Source organism: Bacillus sp. BS3(2021), assembly GCF_021043345.1.
GTDB classification, from domain to species: Bacteria; Bacillota; Bacilli; order Bacillales; family Bacillaceae; genus Bacillus; species Bacillus paralicheniformis.
Genome location: NZ_JAJNDM010000002.1, coordinates 455,001 through 479,420 on the forward strand (window position 1 = coordinate 455,001; position 24,420 = coordinate 479,420).

Here is a 24,420-nt window from a genome sequence, read left to right on the forward strand (position 1 = left end):
TTTCCTTTCTTCAAATTAGTCATCTAATAAAAAGGCAACATTCCATATCGAAGGACTGTTCTCTTCAAAAGATAGAAGGGAAAGCAATATTCCCGCAACACCTTTTAAAAGCCCTATTGAATTAAGTTTCAATTTATAGTTATCCTTAATTTCAATATCGCAATAACCGAAGGGATTTAAAAAATCAAAAAATTCTTGGGTCTTTGATTTTAAGCGCTTTGATTCATTATCAAACTCCTGCACACCCGTTTTTTCATAAAATCTTTTATAAAGATACGATATACCAGCATAACCATGACAAAAGGAAGGCGAAAAGATTTTCTGTTCATTTCCGATTAGATCCTTCATGGCTTGTTTTGCAATCTCGGAAAGTTCCCTATCATTTAATGCTTCAGCGGCAGTCAATAACGAAAAAGCTGTTCCAGGTGTTCCATAGCACCAAGCTGAACGTGTCGGTAGACGAAGTGGACATTCTTGGTTAAAATATTGTTGTACGTCTATCATCCCCCCCCAATTATTGTCATACTGGTTTTTGAGTTTTACTAAATCATAGGCTATTCTTTTTATAGCTTCGAAATGCCCTTTTACAAGAATCCCTCTTTTATAAGCCTTACTTAAAATAATTAAAGGGCCAGGAATTCCATGTGACAAACCTACATTCAATATTCCGTTCTTATAGGTTTCTTTTTCACTATCTGAAAATAAAAACTCATTTTTTATGTGCCAATTGGGTATTTTTTCACCTGAAAATTCCTTATAACCAGATAAAGAAACAAAATAGGTCAAGATTTTTTTTAAATACTTTTCACTTGTTGGATCATTTTCTATGATGAAAAGATAATTTGCGATTCCTGCTAATCCTTCCATGACATCATAGTCAAACATCTCATAGTTCGTCTTAAAGTTTAAATTGGTTAGTATTTCATCTAGTTGGTCGTACAAAAAACGATCTAAAGACTTTTGTAATTTAGAATAGTAAAGCCCCCGCATACTAGCTATTCTTATCGAAAATGCAATTCCCGCAGTCCCTGAAAATAATGAAGCTCCAAATATTCCTCTCTCATTTATTAAATTAACAATCTGCTGGACATACCTATTGGAATACTCTATCCAGCAATTCTCATTATCAGTTACTCCCAAATTACTAAACAATATGCATAAAGAAGGATAACCATGGCTAAGAGTCATTGGAGACAGTGTTTGTGTAATCTCTCCTGCATTACGATAATTTAGTTCATTTCTTTTCGACTCCGTTTCTACGTACGATATGTCGGCAATTCGTGAAGCAATATCCCGAATACTAGTTTTGGTTCTTATGCTATCCAACATATTGATCTAACCTCCCCAATTAAAGCCTTTAAAAAACAGCCTTCTTGAACTGAAGCTTACACTCATTAATTACTAACCATAGAAGAGTTGCTATCAATTTGATCTTTTTCATATAAACTGCGGTACACATCACAGTTCCTGATGAGGTCCGAATGATTTCCAATCCCTTCGACTGCACCATTATTAATCACCAAAATTTCCCCTGCATGTTTTGCAATTTCTACCTTATGAGTGATAAAGATGCTAATTTCATTAGTAGCCAATTTAAAGAAACTTTCGAATATATGTTTCTCGGAAATTGCATCTAGGGCTGAACTTGGTTCATCTAACAAAAATAAAGATGCTTCCCTATAGTAAGATCTTGCAATTGCTATCTTCTGCCATTGACCTCCTGATAATTGTGTTCCATCATCAAACCAATTGCCCAGTTGAGAGTTTAATTGATATGATTTATTCCCATCCTTTAAAAAAGTGACATTTGCCATTTCCAATGTTTTATTTATTTTTTCCGGATCATTCATATTTGAAGTATCCCCCACAGAAACATTGTCTCCAAGTGTAAATTCATACTTTAAATAATCTTGAAAGAGGACAGATATACATTTTCTATAAGATTCATGGTCAATTCTTTTAAGCTCTATACCATTAATTAAAATTTCACCACTATAATTAGTGTATAATCCGCAGATTAATTTGAGTATGGTACTTTTTCCTGATCCATTGACGCCGATAATCGCAAGTAAATCTCCCTTTTTGATACGAAAAGATACATTCTCTAAGGAATTTTTACTTCCATCATAACTGAATGAAACATTTCTAAATTCAATCTCATCAATAGAATTTATCTTAATTTTATTAGAATCTACTGTTTCTATTTCAAGATTTAAAAACTCATCTAGTAGTTCCATGTATAAGTTACTCTCATACAGCTGATAAATGCTATTTATTAATGATTGACTATTAGATTGAACCATACTAATCGATTTAATATAAGTTGCTACATTACCTATTAATAATTTTCCTGTAAATGCACTAATTACAGCAATGAAAACAACAACACCCATGCAAATATCTTGAATCGTATTAAAAATAAATCCATATATCATTTTCTTTTTATTAATACCATTATCTTGGTCTCTAAAGCGTTGTTTAAGCCTCCAAAACCGGTTTAAAAAATAGTTTCTCAAACCATACATTCTTATTTCTTTAAAAGAAAAATCGTGCGTCATCAAATAGCTGATGTACCAGGCTTCTCTTTCTGAATTACTTCTTTCAAAGTGAATCTTAAAGTTCTCTTGTGCAATTTTTAAGTAATAAAACAAAGATAAAAACGGGAGTAAAAAGAGGATTATTATTAGGTATGGTTTCCATAATAGCAAAATAATCGATGAAGTTATGATAGTTACACATGCTGAAATAATTCCCAACAAGGCCTGAAAAGTTTGAAAGGGCCTATATCCAACTTCATTTTCCAAGCGTGTAAGTTTATTATATATATCTGAATTCTCAAAATCCCTCATTGAGAGCAAGCTACTTTTTTCGATAAGCAGAAAGTTTATTTTATATTCAAGTAGAAGCCGCAACTTATCATTAAAATAAGACGATATATTATTCAACCACTCAGAAAACAAATTAAATCCCAAATAGATAAATAACATAATACATATTTCTTCAAGCAAGCTCTTTTTTAACTCAATTGCATTCAATAGCTGTTGAAACAATAAGACAGATACGACTGAAGTCAAAGAAGTTCCAATTGTAAGGATTACTACAAAATAAAAATTTCTACCAGTTATATTAAAAATCATCTTAATCGTCTTGCACAAAAGCGTTAGATTCTTCTTAATACTTTGCATTATTATCATTCCGTTTTATTTTTTTTGTTAGCAATTTATTATACAAATTTTAAGACTCATCATTTTTCTGTATGCAGTTCCTTTCATCCCAAAATTATGTATAGATTAAAAGGACTCTAGCACTTAACCTATTATTTCTTAGGCTAGCAGTTAAGCGCTAAAGCCCTAAGACGAACAATTCAGCTTTTAATTAGAACAATATATTACGCAGTTGTTGTGAAGCAAACCCACTTCCAACAAGATCCTGGGGTACATAAATATCTACTTCCGACTTCCGGTTTGACTACATCTTTTTCACTTGCTTGTTTTACGTTTAAATCAAAATCATCAAATTTTGGCAATTTCAGTCTCTCCCTTTCTAAATTTTTCAATTTCAAAAATCTCTATTAGATAATTTGCAAAACCTTTATCTCATATTCTTCCAATGGTTTAATTAATGATGTAGATCTAAAGGGTGTCTCAAAAACTATGTACTCCCTCCTATAACATTGATTGAAAATTACCTCACTTTAACTTTTTAAGCAGTCGTTGTGAAGCAAACCCATTTCCAACAAGATCCTGGGGTGCATAAATATCTGCTTCCAACCTCTGGCTTAACCACATCTTTTTCACTTGCTTGTTTCACATTTAAGTCGAAATCATCAAACTTTGGCATTATCAGTCACCTCCTGTCAAGAACCATATTTTCAGAAGTACATAAAGCTCAATTAAACCTTTTGAACCGGATTTTCTATATGATATTGGTTTTGCAATTTCGATAATATTAAAAAAATATCAAGATTTTATCAATTTTTTATATTTTTTTGATATTTTGACCATTTAATGGTTTATTTTCCATACCAGGTATCTAATATTTTATGCTCATATCAAAAACACTCTTTCCTTATTTCGATCAAAAGCAAAAGGGCAATGAGGTTTTTGGGTACAACTTTATTACTCTCAGATTATTTCATACTAGGCGAGAACTTGCTCCACAGTGATGGTAAAGTGTTACTAGTATGCAGGTTAATTTCTCCTGTCATTCTTTGACGTTACCGAAGGTATAGTTTTAATTTTCAAGGGTATGCTGTCTTTGAATCCATCAAAGTTATGAGTTTTTATTTAAAGGAATTTGTAAATTCATCATCTCTTCTACACATAAAGCATCAGCCGTAACTAAACCAATGAATCAAAACAAAATGTAATATCACATTAAATAATTCCCCACTTCATCATCTGGATACACAAATATGAATTTTTAATATAGAAATCTTGGAACGCACGCCAAAAATGCTGAATTATTGCTGACCGGATTATCGACTGATTGGATCAGCTGCAATGAAGGCGAAGACACTTTGAATACCTTTGATGTTGTCGGTCACCTGATTGAAGGAGAAAAAAATATCCCGCGGATTGAAATAATTATGACAAAAGGGGAAACCAAAGCTATTCCGCCATTCAACCGCATCGATCAGATGCAGCAAAATGCTGGAAAAACCTATTGAACAATTATTAAGCGAGTTTGTGGAACTCCGCCGTCAGAACCTGAAGAATTTACGGCATGTCATTGATAAAGAGACTGATTTCGAACAAGCGGAGGAGCACCCTGAATTTTGTTATCCAAAACTTGAACGATCAAATTAGTGAGTTCATTCACAAGCTTCTAACCTTACAAAATACTCCGTTGTATCTGATCGTCGGCATGTCGGTTATTATCCTATATGGATGTTCATGGCTTCTGTTGAATCATTTACAGAAATAAAGTGTTTTAAAGATAAAGAAGCTATCCAAATAAGATCGAACCTGGATGTCCACCCATGGGAAGTCTTTAAAACTCAGGTTTATAAAAATATAAATGAAAGTATTTTAGCCTGTTTAGAGTTTCTTGATTGGGTGAATACTTCCAACTATTCAATTAAAATAAATGTAAAACACGTCAGTCCTATCTCATCCTTTTATCTCAAATTGCAAAGGAGGTCACCCACATGAACTTTCAACTCGAGGAAGCAATCGAAATCCTGGAGCGCACACCACAAACGCTGAGTCAGCTGCTGACCGGATTATCAAGTCCCTGGATCAGCTGCAATGAAGGCGAAGACACGTGGAACGCCTTTGATGTCGTCGGCCATCTGATTGAAGGAGAAAAAAACAATTGGTTACCGCGCATCAAATTGATCGTGACAGAAGGAGCAACGGAACCTCTTCCGCCGTTCGACCGCTTCAGCCAGTTGAATCAAAACGACGGAAAAACGATGGAACAGTTGCTTAACGAGTTTGCAGACATCAGACGGGCGAACCTGAAAACATTACAGCAGATCATTGATCCTGAAACCGACTTCGAACAAACGGGGATGCACCCTGAGTTTGGAATCGTCAAACTGAGAGAACAGATCTCGACATGGGTTGCCCACGACCTTACTCACATCTCGCAAATTGCAAGAGTGCTGGCGAAACGGTATCAGGATGATGTCGGCCCCTGGAGGGCTTATTTGCGGATTTTAGCGGACTAAATAAAAAACACCCGCTCGTTTTACAACGGGCGGGTGTTAGATTTTTCGGCTCAACACTACCTGCCAGACTTCCAAAAAAACAAGTAAGATATGAGGAATGAAACCATTGAATTTTCAACACCAATCAACGCAACGTATTATGAGCTGATTTCTCTTACAGATCCTGCTTTCCGTTTGTAATGCGAACTGAAAGTCACCAAAACAACAACAATCGCAAGTGTAACCTCCAGTGCCCCAAACCACGTAATAGAAGCCAGCGATATTTTTTCTACAAAAATCCCTCCGATTCCTGCACCTGCGGCCATGGCGAATTGCATCATCGATTGATTGATGCCGAGCAATACACCTGACAATTCCGGTTCGAGTGTCGCTAAGTGATATTGCTGTGTCGGGCCGGTAGACCATGCGGCAAACGACCATAATATGAGAATCAACAGTACTCCGACATAGGAATGGGTGACAAGCGACAGTAAAATCAGTGCGATGATATGCAGCGCCATCCCGCCAACGAGTGTAAAAGGAACGCCCCATTTATCGGTGCTATATCCGCCAAACTTCGATCCAACCAAGCTGGCGATTCCAAATATAAGCAAAAAGCCGCTAAGCAAATTGCCGCTTATCCCTGAAACGGTCAGAAGATAAGGAGACAGATAAGTATATGCAACGGAATACCCTCCGAGCCAGAAAAAAGTGATTGATAACCCCATTGCTACTTTCCGGTTCTTTAAAAGAGAAAGCTGTTGAAGCAAAGGAACAGGCTTATCGCCTTCGGTATGCGGCAAGATTAAGAATATAACAATCATTGCGATGAATCCCAGTAAAGCAATTCCTCCAAATACAGACTTCCAGCCTAATGCTTCTGCCGTCATTCTTCCGAGTGGAACACCTATGATCAGAGAAGCGGTAAACCCCATGACCACTGTAGCAATTGCACTGCCCTGCTTACCCGCCGGAGCGATTTTGGCGGCAATCGTTAATGCCGTGACCACAACCATGCCTGCCCCCAATGCCATAATGACCCGCGCTGCAACAAACCAGCCATAGCCAGGCAGGGTAAAGGCCAGAATATTTCCGATCACAAACAAAGCGAGAGCATACATCATTAACTTGCGCCTATCCATACTTGCCGTCAACGCCATGAGAACCGGTGTGAAAACTGCATACACAAGTGAAAAGATCGTAATCAGCTGGCCCGCGGCAGCTAAAGTTATTCCGAGTGTTTGGGCGATCTGATCCAAAATCCCGGAAATAATGTACTCTGAGGTTCCTACCAAAAAACTGATGATCGCTAAAATATAAATTTTCCAAGCACTAAACATCATCGTTCGCTCCTTCTTCGTTTTATACATTTACATATCACGAAATAACGATATGTAAATCAAAAAAATAAACACATCGGAATATGTCGATATGTATGGTGTAAAAATAAACATCATCTAGAGATGTTTATTTTTTGAATGCTCATATCTCTGTTTTAAGAAAGTCAGCAAGATTTCTGATGGCCTCTTCGTCTCTTTTGTAGTACGTATACTTTCCGATTCGTTCCGCCTTAATCAAGCCGGCTCTTAAAAGAATGGCGAGATATTGAGAAGCCGTTGATTGCGTCATTTTCAATTTGTCTGTGATTTGGCTGACACATACCCCGATTGTGTTCATATCAATCCCTTCATGGGGTTCAAAATGACGATCAGGCTCCTTCAGCCATTGCAAAATTTGCAGCCTTGATTCATTTGATAAAGCTTTGAAAACTTCAATAGGTTCCATACCAATCATTATATCTTCATATCGCAAATTGTCAATATGTATGGTGCCCTTTTATCTTTCATATCATTTCCTGTCTGACCGTTCACTCCCGTTATTCAAAGAGTACATAAAAAAATCGTTGCCATTCAGGTAATCTTTGTGTATATTGTACATATTGTATATATTGTGTATAAATAAAAGAGGTTTTGAAATGAAAATTATAATTTCGAATCGTTCAAAGCAACCCATTTATGAACAAATTTACACCCAAATTAAGGATCATATTCTTGCCGATGAATTGAAGCCTGGACAGCCGCTGCCTTCTATGCGCCAATTGGCAAAAGATCTAAATGTCAGCCTTATTACGTCAAAGCGCGCCTATGAAGAACTTGAGAAGAATGCCTTCATTTATTCCGTAGTCGGGAAAGGCTCTTTTGTATCAGATCAGAATAACGAAATGATGAAAGAAGGAAAAATGAAAGCAATTGAAGAGCAGTTGACAGCAGCGATAAAAAACAGCAAAGACATTGGCGTTCCCCTTACAGAATTAAAAGATTTGCTTACCATTTTATATCAGGAGGAAGAATGATGGACAATGTAATTGAACTCCGGCATGTTCATAAATCGTTCGATGGTTTTCAACTAAAGGACTTTTCAATGAATGTAAAAAAAGGTTTTGTCACCGGATTTATCGGCGGAAATGGCGTGGGGAAATCGACAACGATTAAACTGATCATGAACTTATTGCAGCCTGACAGCGGAACGATTACGGTATTTGGCTTGAATTACAAGGAGCATGAGAAAGAAATCAAACAACGAATTGGCTTTGTATTTGATTCAAACATATTTTATGAACATTTAACATTGACTGAAATGAAAGATATTGTGAAAAGATCCTATGTCAATTGGGATGAACAAGTATTCAATGATTATGTGAACACATTTAACTTGCCGCTCACTAAAAAAATCAAGACGTTCTCAAAAGGGATGATGATGAAAGCATCATTAGCCGTCGCTTTGTCCCATCATGCGGAACTAATTATTATGGATGAACCGACGGCCGGACTGGACCCGATTTTCCGCCGTGAGCTGTTGGAAATCTTGCATCAGCTCATGCAAGATGGGGATAAGACGATCTTTTTTTCAACTCATATAACAACTGATTTAGATAAGATTGCAGATTATATCACGTTCATTCATAAAGGAGAGCATATCTTTACAAAGGACTTTTACGAGATTGAAGAACAATATGCAATTGTAAAAGGCGGCATGGAGTTGTTGGACCGGGAAACCGAACAGGAGTTTATAGCGGTTCGAAAATCAACTCATGGATTTGAAGCATTGACTGCGAATAAATCACGAACAGAAAACATTTTTGGGGATATGGTGTTAATTGAAAAACCGACTCTGGAAGATATTATGTTTTATACGAAGAAAGGAGCTAAAGAGCATGTTCAACTTAATACGTAAGGACATTGTCTTGCAGAAAAAAACATTGGCAGTTTTATTTTTGGGGTTATGTGTTTATTTAACATTAGATGCTTCCCCCATCTGGGTTGGAATTGCATTTAGTATTGCTATTTTTATGAATACCATTTCAATAGATGAAAAGTCCTCTATACATATGCTTCTCAATTCTTTGCCTTATACACGGAAGGAGATTGTCAGTTCAAAATATATTGTCGTCGTTCTCTTTACATCTATGGTGGCTGCAGCCATATTGATCGTAAACTTTATCATTCACCGGGAACTTACGATCTGGAAAGACATTTTGCTAATGGTCGCCATTGTGATGACAGCTGCTTCATTCATGCTGCCATTCTGTTATAAATTCAAAAGTAACTATTTGTTGATTGCTTCTATTGTTGCATTTGGCTTGTATATGCTAACGGTTAATTTTGTTGTCCAAAATTTGAACGATCAAATTAGAGAGTTGATTCACATGCTGCTATCTTTACAAAATGCTCTGCTGTATCTGATCGTTGCCATATCAATTATTACGCTATACGGGTGTTCATGGCTTCTGTCGATTCGGATTTATAGAAATAAGGTGTTTTAAAAAGGATGAGGCTTTTTCTTTCATTGACACCGCTTCATGTTCATCTGCGGATAAAAAACTGCACCGTCACACTTTTCGTCAGGTTGTTACGGTGCAGCGTATGATGGCGATGATGCAGACCAAAGCTGCTTGCAACCGCCTATTCCTGCTCAATAAACGAATACTTTTCTGGATCGGCCAATACATAAAAAAGTCCGAAGAACATCTTCCATCCACGAACCGGACTTCCGCATCTAAACTTTAAAGCTTCTCCTTCATCTAACGTAAACCTCAAAGTTTGGCTTACACACCAATCAATTTTCACTTGGATCTCATGTTCGCCAGGCTCCAAATCAATTCGCAGCCTCCCGCCATCTTTGATTTTCCCAGCCTCGACACCATCAATCAGCACTGAGAATTTTCTCATTTTATTCATCAACTGCGATGTTCTGTTGACTTCAATGTACGTCTCGTTGTTCATGGTTACACATCCTTTCAATTATAATCTAGCGCACTTTCAGACTACCAGAGTTCAATTTTTGATAAGACTTATTTCTCTTTCAAACACAAAAATACCCCTCCAGATCATCCAATCCAAGAGGGGTACAAACTATTATTTCAAACGTCGCCTTACTCCACCGTCACACTCTTCGCCAAGTTCCGTGGCTTATCAACATCACAGCCGCGGTGCAGCGCTGCGTAGTATGCGATTAGCTGCAGCGGGATGACGGAGACGAGCGGTGCGAGCTCCGGATGCACTTCAGGCAGGACGAAGCGGTCGTCTGCTTCTTCCAGGCCTTTCAAGGAGATCACGCAAGGGTTGGCGCCGCGGGCTGTCACTTCTTTGACATTTCCGCGGATGCTTAAGTTGACGTGCTCTTGTGTCGCAAGGGCAATGACTGGTGTGCCGTCTTCGATCAATGCGATTGTACCGTGCTTCAATTCGCCGCCGGCGAAGCCTTCAGCTTGAATGTAAGAAATCTCTTTCAGCTTCAGGGATCCTTCGAGGCAGACGAAATAGTCGAGGCCGCGGCCGATGAAGAAAGCATTGCGTGTTACTGTCAAATATTCGCGCGCGATCATTTCCATTTCGTCTTTCTGGTCGCAAAGGGTTTCCATCGCGTTTCCGATGATGCCGAGCTCTTTGACAAGATCAAAGCCGAGTGCTTTGCCGCGGGTTTCCGCAGTTACAGCTGCCAAAATAGCGAGAACTGCGATTTGCGCCGTATATGCTTTTGTTGACGCTACCGCGATTTCCGGGCCGGCATTCAGTAAAAGCGTGTAGTCCGCTTCACGGGAAAGCGTGGATCCCGGTACGTTGGTCAATGTCAGCGCTTTGTGTCCGAGCTTTTTCACCTGTACGAGAACCGCGCGGCTGTCAGCCGTTTCTCCGCTTTGAGAAATAAAGATAAACAGCGGCTTCTCAGAAAGCAATGGCATATTGTAAGAGAATTCGCTTGCGACATGGACTTCAGCCGGAACTTTCGCCCATGTTTCGATAAATTGTTTGCCGACAAGACCGGCATGATAGCTCGTTCCGCAGGCGATGATATAGACGCGATCCGCTTCTGCAACAGCATTTGCAATGTCTCCAGGAATGGAAAGCTTGCCGTTTTCATCTTGGTACGTCTGAATGATTTTCCGCATGACAAGCGGCTGTTCATCGATTTCTTTTAACATGTAGTGAGGGTATGTGCCTTTTTCGATATCGCTCGCATCAAGCTCTGCAATATATGAGGCACGTGACATCAATTCTCCGTCAAGGTTTTTGATCACAACTTTTTTGTCTGTGACAATCACCATTTCTTTATCCATAAGCTCCACGTATTCGTTTGTCACTTGAAGCATCGCCATCGCGTCAGACGCGATCACATTGAAATTGTCTCCAAGGCCGACAAGAAGCGGGCTTTTATTTTTCGCAACATAGATTGTTTCTTTGTTTTCATGATCGAATAATGCAATCGCATAAGAGCCTTTGAGCAGCATAAGCGTTTGGCGGAACGCTTCTTCCGTGTCAAGACCGTTATTGACGAATTGCTCGATCACTTGAACGACAACCTCTGTATCCGTATCACTTTTAAGGGTTACATCTTGTAAATATTCGCGCGTCAGCTGAACATAGTTTTCGATGACGCCGTTATGAACAAGTGTAAATCGGCCTGATGCGCTTTGATGCGGGTGAGCGTTTAGACGGCTCGGTTCCCCGTGAGTCGCCCAGCGTGTGTGTCCGATTCCCGCTTGCGATATCACATTTGCATCAACGACTTCGCGAAGATCGGCAATCCGTCCTTTTTCTTTAAACACGTGTACGCCGTCTTCGTTCGCTACAGCGATTCCAGCTGAATCGTAGCCGCGATACTCCAGCTTTTCCAAACCTTTAAGTAAAATTTCCTTTGCATCAAGCTGGCCAATATAACCTACAATACCACACATAATTTTCTTCCTCCTAAAGTCGCAGGCAGGAGACGAAGAAAGTCTGCTTATCAGGCGGGGACATTCTTCGTCCCCTCCTACATGTTTTTTATGGAAGATCATGCGATTTCCCTTTGTTCAAAGAGTCGCCTCTTTGGTTTGAGGAAATCCTTGCGGCTGTGATCTTGTGGTCAGCCGGGAGGCATCCGCCGAAAATTCGATAAACCTCCATCCTCGTCAACTAAGCTGTTTCATCCGCACGCTTAGTCCGGGCGCTATAACTATAAAAAATGGTTCTGCCCTGCCTTTCCTTTTAAATTAAACAAGACAAGCTGATTTTACTATACACTAAAGGAACCGTCAAACATTTTTCAAAATGGTTCACATTTTTTCCAAGATTGAACGGTTCCCTTTATCTTATGTCAAATCAGCATGTCTCGTTCGTCAGTCTTCTGCGGAAAATCACTCCGCTCCCATTTCAGCTTTCACGACATCTGCAATGCGGCCTACGTATTTCTCGCAAAGCTCCTTCGTTTTCGCCTCAGCCATAACACGGACAAGCGGCTCGGTGCCGGACGGGCGCACAAGGATGCGGCCGTCACCGTTCATTTCCTTCTCAACCTCTTCGATGACCGCTTTTACCTTTTCGTTCTCCGCTACTTTATGTTTATCGGTTACTTTCACGTTCAAGAGGAGCTGCGGAAACTTCTGCATCTCTGCCGCAAGCTCTGACAAAGACTTACCTGTCATTTTGATCGTGTTCATCAGCATGATCGCAGAAAGCAGGCCGTCGCCTGTCGTATTGTAATCAAGGAAAATCAGATGTCCCGACTGTTCTCCGCCGAAAGTAAACCCGTCCTTTTTCATCGCTTCCACTACATAGCGGTCGCCGACAGCTGTCTGAACGCTTTTAATGCCTTCCGCTTCAAGCGCTTTGTAAAAGCCGAGGTTGCTCATCACCGTAGAGACAACTGTATTGTCCGCCAGGCGCCCCTCGCTCTTCAAGTACTTCGAACATATGTACATGATTTGATCGCCGTCTACGATATTCCCCTTTTCGTCAACAGCGATCAAGCGGTCGCCATCCCCGTCAAACGCCATGCCGACGTCAGCTCCCTTTTCTTTCACAAATTCGGCCAGGGCTTCAGGGTGGGTCGAGCCGACTCCGTCATTGATGTTTAATCCGTTCGGAGAAGTTCCCATCGTCGATACATCTGCGTCAAGATCGGCAAACAGGTGGGTCGCCAGCGAAGATGTCGCCCCGTGCGCACAGTCAAGCGCGACATGAATGCCTGTGAAGTCTTCATCAGCAGACTGCTTAAGAAACTGCAAATATTTCTGTCCGCCTTCAAAGTAGTCGTTCACCATACCCAGATCAGCGCCTACAGGCCTTGGCAGGTGATCTTCAGGCTGATCCATCAGACGCTCGATTTCAAGCTCCTGCTCATCGGAAAGCTTAAATCCGTCGCCGCCGAAAAACTTAATTCCATTGTCCTCGACAGGGTTGTGGGAAGCTGAAATCATCACACCCGCTTCCGCGTCCATAGCCTTCGTCAAATATGCGACGCCGGGCGTCGAAATCACGCCGAGACGCATGACTTCTGCTCCTATCGAAAGAAGACCTGCAACAAGGGCACCTTCCAGCATATGCCCGGAAATGCGCGTATCACGGCCGATCAGCACCTTGGGGCGCTCCTTATCTTTTGTTAGGACATATCCGCCAAAGCGTCCGACTTTAAAGGCCAGCTCGGGTGTAAGTTCACTGTTTGCCACGCCTCTTACACCGTCTGTACCAAAATACTTGCCCATTAATATCGCTCCTTTTTGATTCATGAAGGTTGTGAATCCTTTTCAGAATGATTCTCTTCTTCTTCATTCTGACCATTATTTTTTTCGTTGTGGGTTGTTTGAGATGAGATTTTCACTCGAATGCTCTGCCGCGGCAGCGACCATGTCATGTTCTGCGGTCCGTTTACTTCCAGCTTCACGTTATGCTCGCCGTCATCGAGATCCGCCACATTGACATAGAGCTCGACGTCGGAAGGCTGGAGTTTTTCGATCGCGGCTGTCGAGCCCTTTGCCGAGATATCCAGCTTGCCTGACTTCGGATCGAGAAATTCAAGATCCCGGCTGTCATTCAGCCCCGCGGTTTTAATTGAAACGTTCTTCAGTTTTTTCTCTTCTTCCTTGTCAACTTTCACCTTGATTTTCACTTTTTCGGGTGACACTTTTTTAGCGCCGTCCGGCACTTTAATGTTGGCTTCCAACTCAGTGTCATCTTTCATTTTACTTAAATCAACCTCATCAGCCTCGACAAATTCTAACGAATCAAGAACATTTTGCGGCCCGTAGACGGTTACCTCTCCCGGACTGATATCGAGGCTGGAAATGCTGATACCGTCCGGAAGGCTCCCTTTCCGGTCAACTTTGACGGGAATCTTTTTGCTAGGGCTTGTCACGGGAACGGTGATTTTAACGACGGATGGACTGACTTCAACCGGAAGAACATTTCCGTCCCTGTCGTAGACTGTTAGCTTAGCTTCTTTTTCAACCGTCTGGTCGACGCCCTCTAAATTGATCGTCGCCTTGATGTTTTGGATTCTGTCGATCACGGCTTTTGAGCCGGTGACGCTGACGTTTTTCGGGTTGATAATCGGCAGCTCCGGCGTGTAGCCATCTTTCATTTTGTTTTTATTATAAAAATCAACCTCGACCGGGAATTCCTTCGTCGTTTTTTCTTCGATGGTCACGGTTGTCACCGATGGATTGATGGTCAGAGTGAGGCCTTCGGCAACATTTCTGGCCTTCAACTCGACTTTGTGCCTGCCTGTTTTCAGATGCTGCATATCGGCATAAATCTCAAAATCCTTCACTTGTCTGACCTTCTTGACGGTTCCTGTCGGGCCTTTAATCGTGACATTCACCGTCTGGGGCACGCCTGTTACGACGTAGTTTTCATCATCATAAAACGATTTGACCGGTATATCGGTGAGCGTCGCTTCGTCTGTCGTCGATGTCGGGAAAAACGATTCACCTGGTTTCTTCGGAGTCGGCGCTTGAGCGCTGTGGACCGCAAAGTAAAGAAGAAACGCGAATAATAATGCGACTACTTTGACAGCCCAGGGATTGTTTAAGAACTTATCCATTTTTCTTCGCCCTCCAATACCAGCGATTTGAGGAAGTTTCTCGCGAATTTTTCTTGAATTCCGCTTCAAGCATGTTTTTCAATGCCTCTTCCGATAAATCACGGTGAAGGTCTCCGTTTTTGGCGACGCTGATGCCGCCCGTTTCTTCGGATACGACAACCGTCAGACTGTCGGTCACTTCACTGATTCCCACTGCTGCTCTGTGCCTCGTCCCAAGCTCTTTTGAAATAAAAGGGCTTTCAGAAAGCGGAAGGTAGCAGGCGGCTGCAGCAACCTCATCATTTTTCATAATTACGGCGCCGTCATGAAGCGGTGTATTCGGAATAAAGATGTTGATCAATAGCTCAGAGCTGACCTTTGCATTTAAAGGGATCCCCGTTTCTATGTAATCGCCCATTCCCGTCTCCCGTTCAATCGTCAGAAGCGCGCCAATCCGGCGTTTCGCCATATATTTAATCGCTTTTGTAATCGCATCAATCGTTTTCTGCTGCTGCTCTTCCTCAGGTGTTCCGCTCCTCGAAAAAAAGCGCCCCCGCCCCAGCTGTTCCAGCGCTCTCCTCAATTCAGGCTGGAAGATGATAATGATCGCCAGGAACCCCCATGTGATCGCCTGGTCAACCAGCCACTGCAGGGTGCTTAATCCTAAATATTGACTGGCCAGCCTGACGAGAACAATGACCACGATTCCCTTTAAAAGCTGAACCGCCTTTGTCCCGCGGATGACCATCATTAATTTATATATTACGTACCAAACAAGGAGAATATCAACGGCATCGCCGAGGTACTGCAAGAAAGGGATATCCTCAAAAGCCATTTCCTCGTCCTCCAAGAATTCAGTCATTAGTAAGGTTAATATGTTTCAAAATGGTATGATCTATTATTTTTACATATACAGAGGCTATTATAGCACAAATTGATTTTCCAAGTGAAATGGCGGCCCTTCATAAAAAAAGAGCAAAGCTCATTCGCCCGCTTTGCTCTACTCTTTAGACTCCTTCATGTCAAAAACCGATTTTCCGGTCGATTTAATCTTATACCACATCCAGTCGAACACTTCGTTGATCTCATGGATCTGACCGGTGACTTGTCCTGCTGAAGCCGTATATTTTTCGCCATTAACAATCGTGACATCGCCGTCGACTTTGCCCTCTATAATCAGCTTTCCGTTTTTCACGGTCACATCGCCTTTGACAACTTCGCCTTCAGGTACGATGACCGTGTTGTTTTTCACTACGAGATTGGGCTGGCTTGATACGCTGAAATCCTGATCGTTTTTCCAGCTGGAGAAAAAGCTGCCGCCCATCAAAATGATAAACAAAGCTGCCGCCACTAAAAACGGATGGGCTTTAAGCCACCTGTTGATCGATGCCGTTCGCTTTTCCTTCGGCAGATTCGCCAGCACATCGGCTGTAAAGTTCGCCGGAGCTGTAAGATGCGACGTGCTCTGGACAAGAGCGATAGATTTTTCCATTTCATGAAGGTGCTTTTTGCAGTCTTCGCATGATTGGAGGTGCTCTTTTAATTGCGATTCATCTTCCGGTAGTATGTCTCCGTCAAGGTATTTATGCATAAGCTGAACAATATGCTCCGGACAGCTCATTTCATCACCCCACTTAAAGATCCCTTAATTGTTTTCTGAGAGCCTCTCTGCCCCTGTGTATCCTCGTTTTCACCGTACCTACGGGAATATTAAGGATTTCACTGATCTCAATGAGTGAGAGCTCATCAATGTACTTTAATACGATGACCGTCCTGTATTTATCGGGAAGCCTTAAGATTTTTTCCTGGATGGTGCTGTGCAGCTCCAAAGAAACCACTTCATCCTCTGGAAGCGCAACATCCGCCGCAACCTGGGAATACATCGTCAGTCCTTCAGTCCCCGCCACCTCTGCATCCAAGTAATAGTCCGGCTTTTTTTTACGGATACGATCGATGGTCAAATTGGTTGCGATTCGATAAAGCCATGTGGAAAATTTCCGGTTGATATCAAAACTGTCGATATTCACGTATGCTCTGATAAACGCTTCCTGCGCAATATCTTCCGCCTCATGCGCATTGCCGAGCATACGGTAGCAAAGCTGATAAATTTTGTCTTTGTAAATATCCACGATGTCTGCAAATGCATTACGATCGCCTTTTTTCACCTGTTTGATTCTTTTTTTAATCATTGTTTCCATATTTATCTAACCTCTGCCTTCACCGGTCTTTATGTATACGAATTGATTTTTATAAGGTTTCATTAAATTCATAAAAATAGTTTATCAAATTTTTGGCAGGGTGTAGATGCTTTGACAGGGATCATGCGCTTAATATTAGCTTAAAATTATTATACAACCTAAATATTATGAAGTTGAGACTTTTTTTATAAAAAAAAGCAGCCTAAGGCCGCTCTTCAACCGCACCTAAAGCAGCTTTTCGCCAAACAGCGACCCCATTAAGGCGACTGCCGCTTCAGCCGTCCTGTTTTTCTCATCCAATATCGGGTTGACTTCGACAAACTCAGCGGACGTAATCAGCTTCGATTCTTCCAGCATTTCCATCGCCAGGTGGCTTTCCCTGTAGCTGATGCCTCCCGCTACCGGGGTTCCGACACCCGGGGCATCGTTCGGATCAAGCGCGTCTAAATCGAGTGACAGATGGACACCGTCCGTTCTGCCGCGCAAATAGTCTATCGTTTCTTCCATCACCCTCGTCATACCGAGGCGGTCGATTTCATGCATTGTATACACTTTGATCCCTTTGTCGCGAATCAATTCTTTTTCCCCGTCATCAAGTGACCTCGCACCGATGATGACGATGTTCTCCGCTTTAATTTTCGTTTCTTTTCCATAGATGCCTGTCAGCCCTTCATGGCCGATCCCCAGGCTGATGGCGAGCGGCATGCCGTGAATATTGCCTGAAGGAGACGTTTCTTTCGTATTTAAATCAGCATGGGCATCATACCAGATCACACCCAGGTTTTGATAATGCTTCACAAGGCCGGCCAGCGTTCCGATCGCTATGCTGTGGTCACCTCCCAGCACGAGCGGAAAAGCACCTGAAGCCACGATCTTATCAACGGTCTCAGCAAGTTTTGCACTCGCTTTTGTAATCGCTTTCAAGTTTCTCAGCTCTTCAGATGCCGGCTCCCCGCCTTCTTTCTCATCCTCTCTTTGCCCGATTGTCATATCGCCGAGGTCTTCAATATCCTGACAAAGGCTTTCCAACCGTTCATTAACACCGGCACAGCGAATCGCGCTCGGTCCCATATCGACTCCCCGCCTCAGCTGACCGAGATCCATCGGTACGCCAATCATTGAAATCTGCTGTTTTAACATATGATATCCCCCTTTCAGACCTTCATTGTACCTTCCAATTCGGAATTGACTCAACAAGACATTTTTTTGAATAGTTATACAAAAAAGACAAAATAAAAAGGACATCCTAACAGGATGTCCAAAAACTGGGCTAGCTGGATTCGAACCAGCGCATGACGGAGTCAAAGTCCGTTGCCTTACCGCTTGGCTATAGCCCAATAATGGTGGAGGGGGACGGATTCGAACCGCCGAACCCTGAGGGAGCGGATTTACAGTCCGCCGCGTTTAGCCACTTCGCTACCCCTCCAAAAACAGTGCCGGCCAGAGGACTTGAACCCCCAACCTACTGATTACAAGTCAGTTGCTCTACCAATTGAGCTAGACCGGCATGATACGGTATCTTATGCAGTTACCGGCGCGGTTGTGACAAAAACCGATCCAGAAAAATGGTGGAGGATGACGGGATCGAACCGCCGACCCTCTGCTTGTAAGGCAGATGCTCTCCCAGCTGAGCTAATCCTCCGCAGTACAGGACGTACAAGTGCATGCGTTGCAACAGGACGTTGCGACCTTAGCATGCCTTCCTTTTAAAAATTCCGGCATTCGCAGCGTGCTGTCCAAAAAAGAATGGTGACCCGTACGGGATTCGAACCCGTGTTACCGCCGTGAAAGGGCGGTGTCTTAACCACTTGACCAACGGGCCATCATCGTGTTTCAAGCAGCTCTCGTAAAGCTGACAAAAGTTATTATATACAGGTTCCTCCCCATTTGTAAAGGGGTAAATTAAAATTTTTATTTTCAAATTTTTTATTCATAAACATTGAGAAAAACGCAGAAATTTTGTTTAAAATAGGGCTATCTGATGTGCAAGAGAGGGGACGCGAAAAATGATACTGGTAAGTTCATGTCTGGCCGGGGTGGAATGCCGCTATAACGGATCGCACAGCTATGTGGGGAAAATCAATAAGCTTGTTAAAGAAAAAAAAGCGGTGATTGCTTGTCCCGAGCTGCTCGGCGGATTTCAAACGCCAAGGGAACCGGCCGAGATTATAGGCGGGTCGGGAGAAGACGTTTTAGACGGCAGGGCGGTGATCAACACAGAATCGGGAAAAGACGTAACAGACCTGTATATAAAAGGAGCTTATCTAACATTGGAGATGGCAAGGCAAATCAAGGCTGATACGATCGTGTTGAAGGAAAACAGCCCGTCTTGCGGCAGCGGCCATATATACGATGGAAGTTTCTCAAGCCAAAAAATAGCCGGCAACGGCGTTACAGCAGCGCTTCTGAAAAAAGAAGGCTTCCGCGTGATTTCCGAACACCAAATAGACGAGCTGTAATACCTGAACATAAGCGCAGTTCATCTGCGCTTTATTTTATGTCGGCAATCCGTTGTTTAGAACTTCATTGAAATAAAATTTTAATATTTACCTTTTGTTATTGAAATAATATTCCACCCTTAATATACTGAAAATTAAGAAATATATGCACTTCATCATCAGGAGGAGTTGTCGATGGAAAACAGCCATTTAGGTTCATTAACGACCGAACGCCGGAATGAAAGATCCAGGCGCATTCACCAGGCAAAGACGATTGATATTTTGAAAATCATCAATGATGAAGACAAAATGGTGGCCGAAGCTGTACAAGAAGTCTTACCGGAAGTTAAGACCGCCGTTGACTTCGCCGTCGGGTCGTTAAAGAAAGGGGGACGGATCATCTACATCGGTGCCGGTACAAGCGGGAGACTCGGCGTACTCGATGCAGCTGAATGCCCGCCGACGTTCAGCATATCTCCCGAGTCGGTCATTGGCATCATTGCAGGAGGAGAAAAAGCTCTGTACAAAGCCGTCGAAGGCGCTGAAGATCACGAGGCATTCGGCAGACGGGATTTATCAGCCGTTAACCTCTCAAACAATGATACCGTAATCGGAATCGCCGCCAGTGGTCGGACTCCATACGTTCTCGGCGCTTTGAAGTATGCCAGGGAAAGTGGCACCAAGACCGTCTCACTGACATGCAACGAAAACTCGGCGATCAGCCAGGTGTCAGATCACAGCATAGAAGTGGTCGTCGGCCCTGAAGTTATTGCCGGATCGACGAGAATGAAAGCAGCAACCGCTCATAAAATGATTTTAAACATGATCTCAACGGCGGCCATGATCAAAATGGGAAAAGTCTATGAAAACCTCATGGTAGACGTAAAAGTAAGCAATGACAAATTAAAGGAGCGGGCGATTCGCATCATCCAAACGGTCACAGGTGTTCCAAAAGAAGCGGCGGCACTAGCGTTAGAAAAATCCCATAACCAAGTCAAAACCGCCATCATCATGCTGAAAACAAACGAAGATGCGGCCGCTTCCGAAAACCTGCTTGAGAAATCAGAAGGCGATATCGAAAAAGCTCTATCCATTTATGAAGACCAAGTTTAAAGAAGAAAGGAAGAAACAATGGCTGCAGGAGGATTGGAAATCATTCAGAATATGCTTCACAGATTGCCGCAATCTGAACGAAAGCTTGCCGAATACATTTTGAAAAACCCACACGAGGTCGTAAACGGCACCATTCAAGAGGTGAGCTCTTCGGCAAAGACAAGCGGGGCGGCGGCAATACGGCTCTGCAAATCTCTGGGGCTGAAAGGCTTTCAAGATTTAAAAATGAGGGTCGCCGGCGATTTAATGAAACCGTCTGATCAGGGATACCGGGATATCGAACCGCAAGAGCCGCTCCATTCAATCGTTCAAAAAACAACCAGCAATTCGATTCAGGCGATTCGCGATACCTTTGAAAACATTGACCACGAAGATCTTCAAAAAGCGATTCAAATACTGATCAACGCAGAAACGGTTCATTTTTGCGGGATCGGGGCTTCAGGAATCGTCGCACAAGATGCCCAGCAGAAATTTTTGCGCATCAATAAAAAAGCCACCGCTTTTAGTGATATGCATCTTGTCGCGACATTAATCGCCAATGCCGGCGAGAATGACGTTCTGTTTGCCATATCCCATTCAGGAGAAACACATGAAATCGCCAATGCAGTCAGACTCGCCAAAAAACATGGCATTAAAACCATTGGACTGACGCGGTTTGGACAGTCTGCTGTCTCTTCATTAAGCGATATCGCCCTGTATACGTCATGCTCAAACGAAGCGCCGTTTCGCAGCGCCGCCACCTCCTCTCGTTTAACTCAGCTTTACATGATTGACATTCTGTTTTTAGGCATAGCCGCGGAGCGCTACGAGGACATCATTCAGTATATTGATCAAACAAAAGCGGCCATCCGCATGATGGGAATGAGCGAATTGTAAAAAAGGGGGATATAAAATGAGCGATGAGAAAAAATATGCCGGCCTGGCAAAACTGATTTTACAACACATCGGCGGCCCGTCTAACGTCGCGGATTATACCCATTGTATGACGCGCCTGCGCATCACGCCTGTCAACAGTCAAAAAACCGACATCGGCTCAATCAAAGCGCTTGAAGGCGTGATTGGCGTCGTTGAGGAGGAAACGCTTCAGATTATCCTCGGCACCGGCGTCGTACAGCACGTATCAGACGAGTTCGGGAAGCTGCTTCAATCCGCGGAAGACGTTGACTTAAAACAATCCGCAGCCAAACATAAAGCTGAGATTTCCAAGAAAAACGCGACACCTTTTAAATTGTTTCTTCGGCGGATCGCAAGCATTTTTATACCGCTGATCCCCGCTTTGGTCGCCTCAGGCTTGATTACCGGAATCACCAAAGCCGTTATCCAAGCAGGCTGGCTCGCTGAAACATCACAAACCGCCATTATTTTAACGGTAATAGGTTCAGGTTTATTTACGTATTTGGGCATCCTGGTCGGGGTCAATACGGCGAAAGAATTTGGCGGCTCCCCCGCACTCGGCGGATTAGCCGGTATTTTAATCATTAACCCGGCCGTTGGTGATATTTCGCTTTTCGGTGAAGCGCTTTTGCCGGGACGCGGCGGTTTAATCGGTATTTTATTCGCAGCTGCATTTATCGCTTTTCTCGAAAAACGGGTCAGGCGCATTGTACCTCATTCACTCGACATCATCATCACACCTACAGTCTCCCTTCTCATCACAGGAATCGTCACTTACGTTGTCTTCATGCCTGTCGGCGGCTTGATATCTGACGCCATTACGTCAGGACTTCTCGCCATCTTAGATCTCGGCGGCATTATCGCCGGCTTTGTACTGGGGGCCACCTTCCTTCCGCTCGTCGTAACCGGACTGCACCAGGGATTGACACCCGTTCATATGGAATTAATCAATTCAATCGGAGATGACCCGTTGCTGCCGATTCTGGCTATGGGGGGCGCAGGTCAAGTAGGCGCCGCTTTTGCGATCTATTTCAAAACAAAAAAAGCAAAGCTCAAAAGAGCCATTGCCGGCGGACTGCCGTCAGGCCTGCTCGGAATCGGTGAACCGCTCATATTCGGTGTGACTCTTCCACTCGGACGTCCGTTTTTAACCGCGTGCCTCGGCGCCGGAGTAGGTGGAGCCTTTCAAGCGTATTTCAAAATCGCGACCGAATCGATAGGCGTATCAGGTCTTCCTTTGTCATTTTTAGTCCATACCCACCAAGTTCTTTTGTATATTCTCGGTTTGTTTATTTCCTATGCTGCCGGCTTTGCCTTAACATATCTCTTTGGTTTTAAAGACGATATGGCAGTTGAATTTGATTAAACGTTTGTTTAAAATTCCCACTATGCATTTTTTGACAGAAAGGAGTGAAGCAAGCTGAAAAAGTTTATGATCAGCGCTGCAGCATCGTCCCTATTGTTGCTGACATGCTTTTTCCCGCTTCCGTCATCAGCACAGACTGCAATTGCGAACGAGACAACAGGTCAGCTGACATATCCCGTATTAACGAAGGCGAAAACACCTGAAGAAGCCGGTTTTTCTTCGGAAAAGCTTAAAGCCGTGGACCGTCTGATCGAACAGGATGTCAAAGCGGGCTTTCCCGGGGCTGCCTTGATTTTGATAAAAGACGGAAAAATCGTCAAAAAAGAAGCATACGGCTACAAGCAGAAATACAACGGCCTCTCGACGCTCAAACATCCAAAAAAAATGAAAGCAAACACGATGTTTGACCTCGCCTCCAATACAAAAATGTATGCCGTCAATTTTGCCTTGCAGCATTTAGTGAGCACCGGAAAGCTTGACTTGAACAAAAACATTTCACATTATCTTCCTGATTTCAAAGATCACCCGGAAGACGATGTAAAGGGAAAAAACCGGCTCCGCGTCATAGATTTGCTCCACCATCACGCAGGCTTCCCTGCAAGCTGGAACTATTACGACCCGAAAGCAGCCGGACACCTCTACTCTCAGTCACGGAGCAAAACGCTTGAATATCTTGTCAAAACCCCCTTGTCATATGAACCCGGCACAAAACAAATTTACAGTGACATCGACTATATGCTCCTCGGGCTGATCATAGAAAAAGTCACAAACGAGCGTTTAGATACCTTTGTTGAAAACCAATTTTACCGGCCTCTCGGGTTGCGGCATACTTTGTTTAACCCGCTCCAAAAGGGCTTTAAACCGCCGCATTTTGCAGCTACGGAACGAAAGGGAAACACCAGAGATGGCACCATCTTGTTTCCAAATATCAGAACTTACACGCTTCAAGGGGAAGTCCACGATGAAAAAGCGTTCTATTCAATGGAAGGCGTCTCTGGGCATGCCGGCCTTTTTTCCACCGTTGACGACGCAGCAGTGCTCCTTCAAGTCATGCTGAACGGCGGGGGTTACGGGAAACAGCATCTATTCAGCCGTTCGGTCATTTCACAATTTACTAAGCCGTCAAAAACAAATCCCACATATGGACTAGGATGGCGGCTTAACGGCAATACCGATATGGAGTGGATGTTCGGCAAGCACGCCAGCAACAAGGCATACGGCCATACCGGCTGGACGGGAACCGTCACCATCATTGATCCCGTGTATCAAATCGGCATTGTGTTGTTAACCAATAAAAAGCACTCTCCTGTCATCAACCCTAAAGAAAACCCGAATCAATTCGAAGGTGACGCATTTGCAACCGGAAAGTACGGCAGCGTCATTACAGCTATTTACGAGGCGTTACATCACCAATAGGAG

The 24,420-nt window shown here is 43.1% G+C and carries 24 protein-coding genes and 5 tRNA genes; 10 read left to right on the top strand and 19 right to left on the bottom strand.

Going from position 1 to position 24,420, the window contains the following annotated elements; genetic code table 11:
• Window positions 1-15 precede the first annotated feature (15 nt).
• The 4 genes from LQ247_RS07460 to LQ247_RS07475 form a co-directional block, all read right to left on the bottom strand.
• Window positions 16-1,329, bottom strand: a complete 1,314-nt coding sequence (locus tag LQ247_RS07460; RefSeq protein ID WP_145929766.1) for a lanthionine synthetase C family protein — start codon at window positions 1,327-1,329, stop codon at window positions 16-18.
• Between the two features lie 65 nt (window positions 1,330-1,394).
• Window positions 1,395-3,185: an ABC transporter ATP-binding protein gene (locus tag LQ247_RS07465; RefSeq protein WP_231005837.1), complete on the bottom strand. Its 1,791-nt coding sequence runs from the start codon at window positions 3,183-3,185 to the stop codon at window positions 1,395-1,397.
• A 203-nt stretch (window positions 3,186-3,388) separates the two neighbouring features.
• The gene (locus LQ247_RS22290) at window positions 3,389-3,562 is read right to left on the bottom strand and encodes a gallidermin/nisin family lantibiotic (RefSeq protein WP_396021762.1); all 174 of its coding nucleotides are present in this window, start codon (window positions 3,560-3,562) and stop codon (window positions 3,389-3,391) included.
• Window positions 3,563-3,702: 140 nt separating this feature from the next.
• Window positions 3,703-3,840: a gallidermin/nisin family lantibiotic gene (locus LQ247_RS07475; protein WP_006639978.1), complete on the bottom strand. Its 138-nt coding sequence runs from the start codon at window positions 3,838-3,840 to the stop codon at window positions 3,703-3,705.
• Between the two features lie 679 nt (window positions 3,841-4,519).
• Here LQ247_RS07475 and LQ247_RS07480 point away from each other — a divergent pair.
• Window positions 4,520-4,669 carry a hypothetical protein gene (locus LQ247_RS07480; RefSeq protein ID WP_224066838.1) on the top strand — a complete coding sequence of 50 codons (150 nt, stop codon included), beginning with the start codon at window positions 4,520-4,522 and terminating at the stop codon, window positions 4,667-4,669.
• A gap of 480 nt (window positions 4,670-5,149) precedes the next feature.
• On the top strand, window positions 5,150-5,674 hold the full coding sequence (locus tag LQ247_RS07485; RefSeq protein ID WP_231005838.1) for a DinB family protein: 525 nt from the start codon (window positions 5,150-5,152) through the stop codon (window positions 5,672-5,674).
• Between the two features lie 137 nt (window positions 5,675-5,811).
• Here the strand turns inward: LQ247_RS07485 and LQ247_RS07490 are convergent, their stop codons facing one another.
• Together LQ247_RS07490 and LQ247_RS07495 are read right to left on the bottom strand one after the other, a co-directional pair.
• On the bottom strand, window positions 5,812-6,993 hold the full coding sequence (locus LQ247_RS07490; protein ID WP_145929763.1) for an MFS transporter: 1,182 nt from the start codon (window positions 6,991-6,993) through the stop codon (window positions 5,812-5,814).
• Between the two features lie 142 nt (window positions 6,994-7,135).
• A complete protein-coding gene (locus LQ247_RS07495; protein WP_095292708.1) occupies window positions 7,136-7,438 on the bottom strand; it encodes an ArsR/SmtB family transcription factor in 303 nt (100 codons plus the stop codon).
• A 190-nt stretch (window positions 7,439-7,628) separates the two neighbouring features.
• Here LQ247_RS07495 and LQ247_RS07500 point away from each other — a divergent pair, with 190 nt between their 5' ends.
• The 3 genes from LQ247_RS07500 to LQ247_RS07510 are packed head-to-tail and all read left to right on the top strand — an operon-like array spanning window position 7,629 to window position 9,476.
• Window positions 7,629-8,006 carry a GntR family transcriptional regulator gene (locus tag LQ247_RS07500; RefSeq protein ID WP_023857690.1) on the top strand — a complete coding sequence of 126 codons (378 nt, stop codon included), beginning with the start codon at window positions 7,629-7,631 and terminating at the stop codon, window positions 8,004-8,006.
• Entirely contained in the window at window positions 8,006-8,887 is an 882-nt protein-coding gene (locus LQ247_RS07505; protein ID WP_023857689.1) for an ABC transporter ATP-binding protein, read from the top strand. The genes LQ247_RS07500 and LQ247_RS07505 overlap by 1 nt, the downstream gene beginning before the upstream one ends.
• Window positions 8,868-9,476 carry an ABC-2 transporter permease gene (locus LQ247_RS07510; protein WP_101561680.1) on the top strand — a complete coding sequence of 203 codons (609 nt, stop codon included), beginning with the start codon at window positions 8,868-8,870 and terminating at the stop codon, window positions 9,474-9,476. Before LQ247_RS07505 ends, LQ247_RS07510 begins: the two co-directional genes overlap by 20 nt.
• Window positions 9,477-9,615: 139 nt before the next feature.
• Here the strand turns inward: LQ247_RS07510 and LQ247_RS07515 are convergent, their stop codons facing one another.
• The 13 genes from LQ247_RS07515 to LQ247_RS07575 all read right to left on the bottom strand — a co-directional run bounded on the left by LQ247_RS07515 (window position 9,616) and on the right by LQ247_RS07575 (window position 19,012).
• Window positions 9,616-9,936 (bottom strand): hypothetical protein, encoded by a 321-nt coding sequence (locus tag LQ247_RS07515; RefSeq protein WP_025810876.1) that lies wholly within the window; start codon window positions 9,934-9,936, stop codon window positions 9,616-9,618.
• A 149-nt stretch (window positions 9,937-10,085) separates the two neighbouring features.
• Window positions 10,086-11,888 (bottom strand): glutamine--fructose-6-phosphate transaminase (isomerizing), encoded by a 1,803-nt coding sequence (gene glmS / locus LQ247_RS07520; protein WP_231005839.1) that lies wholly within the window; start codon window positions 11,886-11,888, stop codon window positions 10,086-10,088.
• A gap of 441 nt (window positions 11,889-12,329) precedes the next feature.
• A complete protein-coding gene (gene glmM, locus LQ247_RS07525) occupies window positions 12,330-13,676 on the bottom strand; it encodes a phosphoglucosamine mutase (RefSeq protein ID WP_023857685.1) in 1,347 nt (448 codons plus the stop codon).
• A gap of 20 nt (window positions 13,677-13,696) precedes the next feature.
• Window positions 13,697-15,013, bottom strand: a complete 1,317-nt coding sequence (locus tag LQ247_RS07530) for a CdaR family protein (RefSeq protein WP_231005840.1) — start codon at window positions 15,011-15,013, stop codon at window positions 13,697-13,699.
• The gene (gene cdaA / locus LQ247_RS07535; RefSeq protein ID WP_003178443.1) at window positions 15,006-15,827 is read right to left on the bottom strand and encodes a diadenylate cyclase CdaA; all 822 of its coding nucleotides are present in this window, start codon (window positions 15,825-15,827) and stop codon (window positions 15,006-15,008) included. Before cdaA ends, LQ247_RS07530 begins: the two co-directional genes overlap by 8 nt.
• A 165-nt stretch (window positions 15,828-15,992) precedes the next feature.
• A complete protein-coding gene (gene rsiW / locus LQ247_RS07540) occupies window positions 15,993-16,613 on the bottom strand; it encodes an anti-sigma-W factor RsiW (protein ID WP_035337451.1) in 621 nt (206 codons plus the stop codon).
• A gap of 13 nt (window positions 16,614-16,626) precedes the next feature.
• Window positions 16,627-17,190, bottom strand: a complete 564-nt coding sequence (gene sigW / locus LQ247_RS07545; RefSeq protein WP_003178438.1) for an RNA polymerase sigma factor SigW — start codon at window positions 17,188-17,190, stop codon at window positions 16,627-16,629.
• A gap of 225 nt (window positions 17,191-17,415) precedes the next feature.
• A complete protein-coding gene (gene rocF, locus LQ247_RS07550; RefSeq protein WP_025810878.1) occupies window positions 17,416-18,330 on the bottom strand; it encodes an arginase in 915 nt (304 codons plus the stop codon).
• Between the two features lie 125 nt (window positions 18,331-18,455).
• Window positions 18,456-18,527: transfer RNA gene (locus LQ247_RS07555), tRNA-Gln, on the bottom strand.
• 4 nt (window positions 18,528-18,531) lie between these two features.
• A tRNA-Tyr gene (locus tag LQ247_RS07560) sits at window positions 18,532-18,616 on the bottom strand.
• An 8-nt stretch (window positions 18,617-18,624) separates the two neighbouring features.
• Window positions 18,625-18,697, bottom strand: a tRNA-Thr gene (locus LQ247_RS07565).
• A 59-nt stretch (window positions 18,698-18,756) separates the two neighbouring features.
• Window positions 18,757-18,832, bottom strand: a tRNA-Val gene (locus tag LQ247_RS07570).
• Window positions 18,833-18,937: 105 nt separating this feature from the next.
• Window positions 18,938-19,012: transfer RNA gene (locus LQ247_RS07575), tRNA-Glu, on the bottom strand.
• 184 nt (window positions 19,013-19,196) lie between these two features.
• On the opposite strand from LQ247_RS07575, the gene LQ247_RS07580 reads away from it, so the two are divergent.
• From LQ247_RS07580 to pbp4b, 5 genes are all read left to right on the top strand, one after another.
• Window positions 19,197-19,649, top strand: a complete 453-nt coding sequence (locus tag LQ247_RS07580) for a DUF523 domain-containing protein (RefSeq protein WP_231005842.1) — start codon at window positions 19,197-19,199, stop codon at window positions 19,647-19,649.
• A 174-nt stretch (window positions 19,650-19,823) separates the two neighbouring features.
• Window positions 19,824-20,741, top strand: a complete 918-nt coding sequence (gene murQ / locus LQ247_RS07585; protein ID WP_231005844.1) for an N-acetylmuramic acid 6-phosphate etherase — start codon at window positions 19,824-19,826, stop codon at window positions 20,739-20,741.
• An 18-nt stretch (window positions 20,742-20,759) separates the two neighbouring features.
• Window positions 20,760-21,617, top strand: a complete 858-nt coding sequence (locus LQ247_RS07590) for a MurR/RpiR family transcriptional regulator (RefSeq protein ID WP_020449916.1) — start codon at window positions 20,760-20,762, stop codon at window positions 21,615-21,617.
• A 16-nt stretch (window positions 21,618-21,633) separates the two neighbouring features.
• On the top strand, window positions 21,634-23,001 hold the full coding sequence (locus tag LQ247_RS07595) for a PTS transporter subunit EIIC (RefSeq protein ID WP_216922164.1): 1,368 nt from the start codon (window positions 21,634-21,636) through the stop codon (window positions 22,999-23,001).
• Between the two features lie 66 nt (window positions 23,002-23,067).
• Window positions 23,068-24,417, top strand: coding sequence for a penicillin binding protein PBP4B (gene pbp4b, locus LQ247_RS07600; protein WP_145929762.1), 1,350 nt, complete (start codon window positions 23,068-23,070; stop codon window positions 24,415-24,417).
• Window positions 24,418-24,420: the final 3 nt, after the last annotated feature.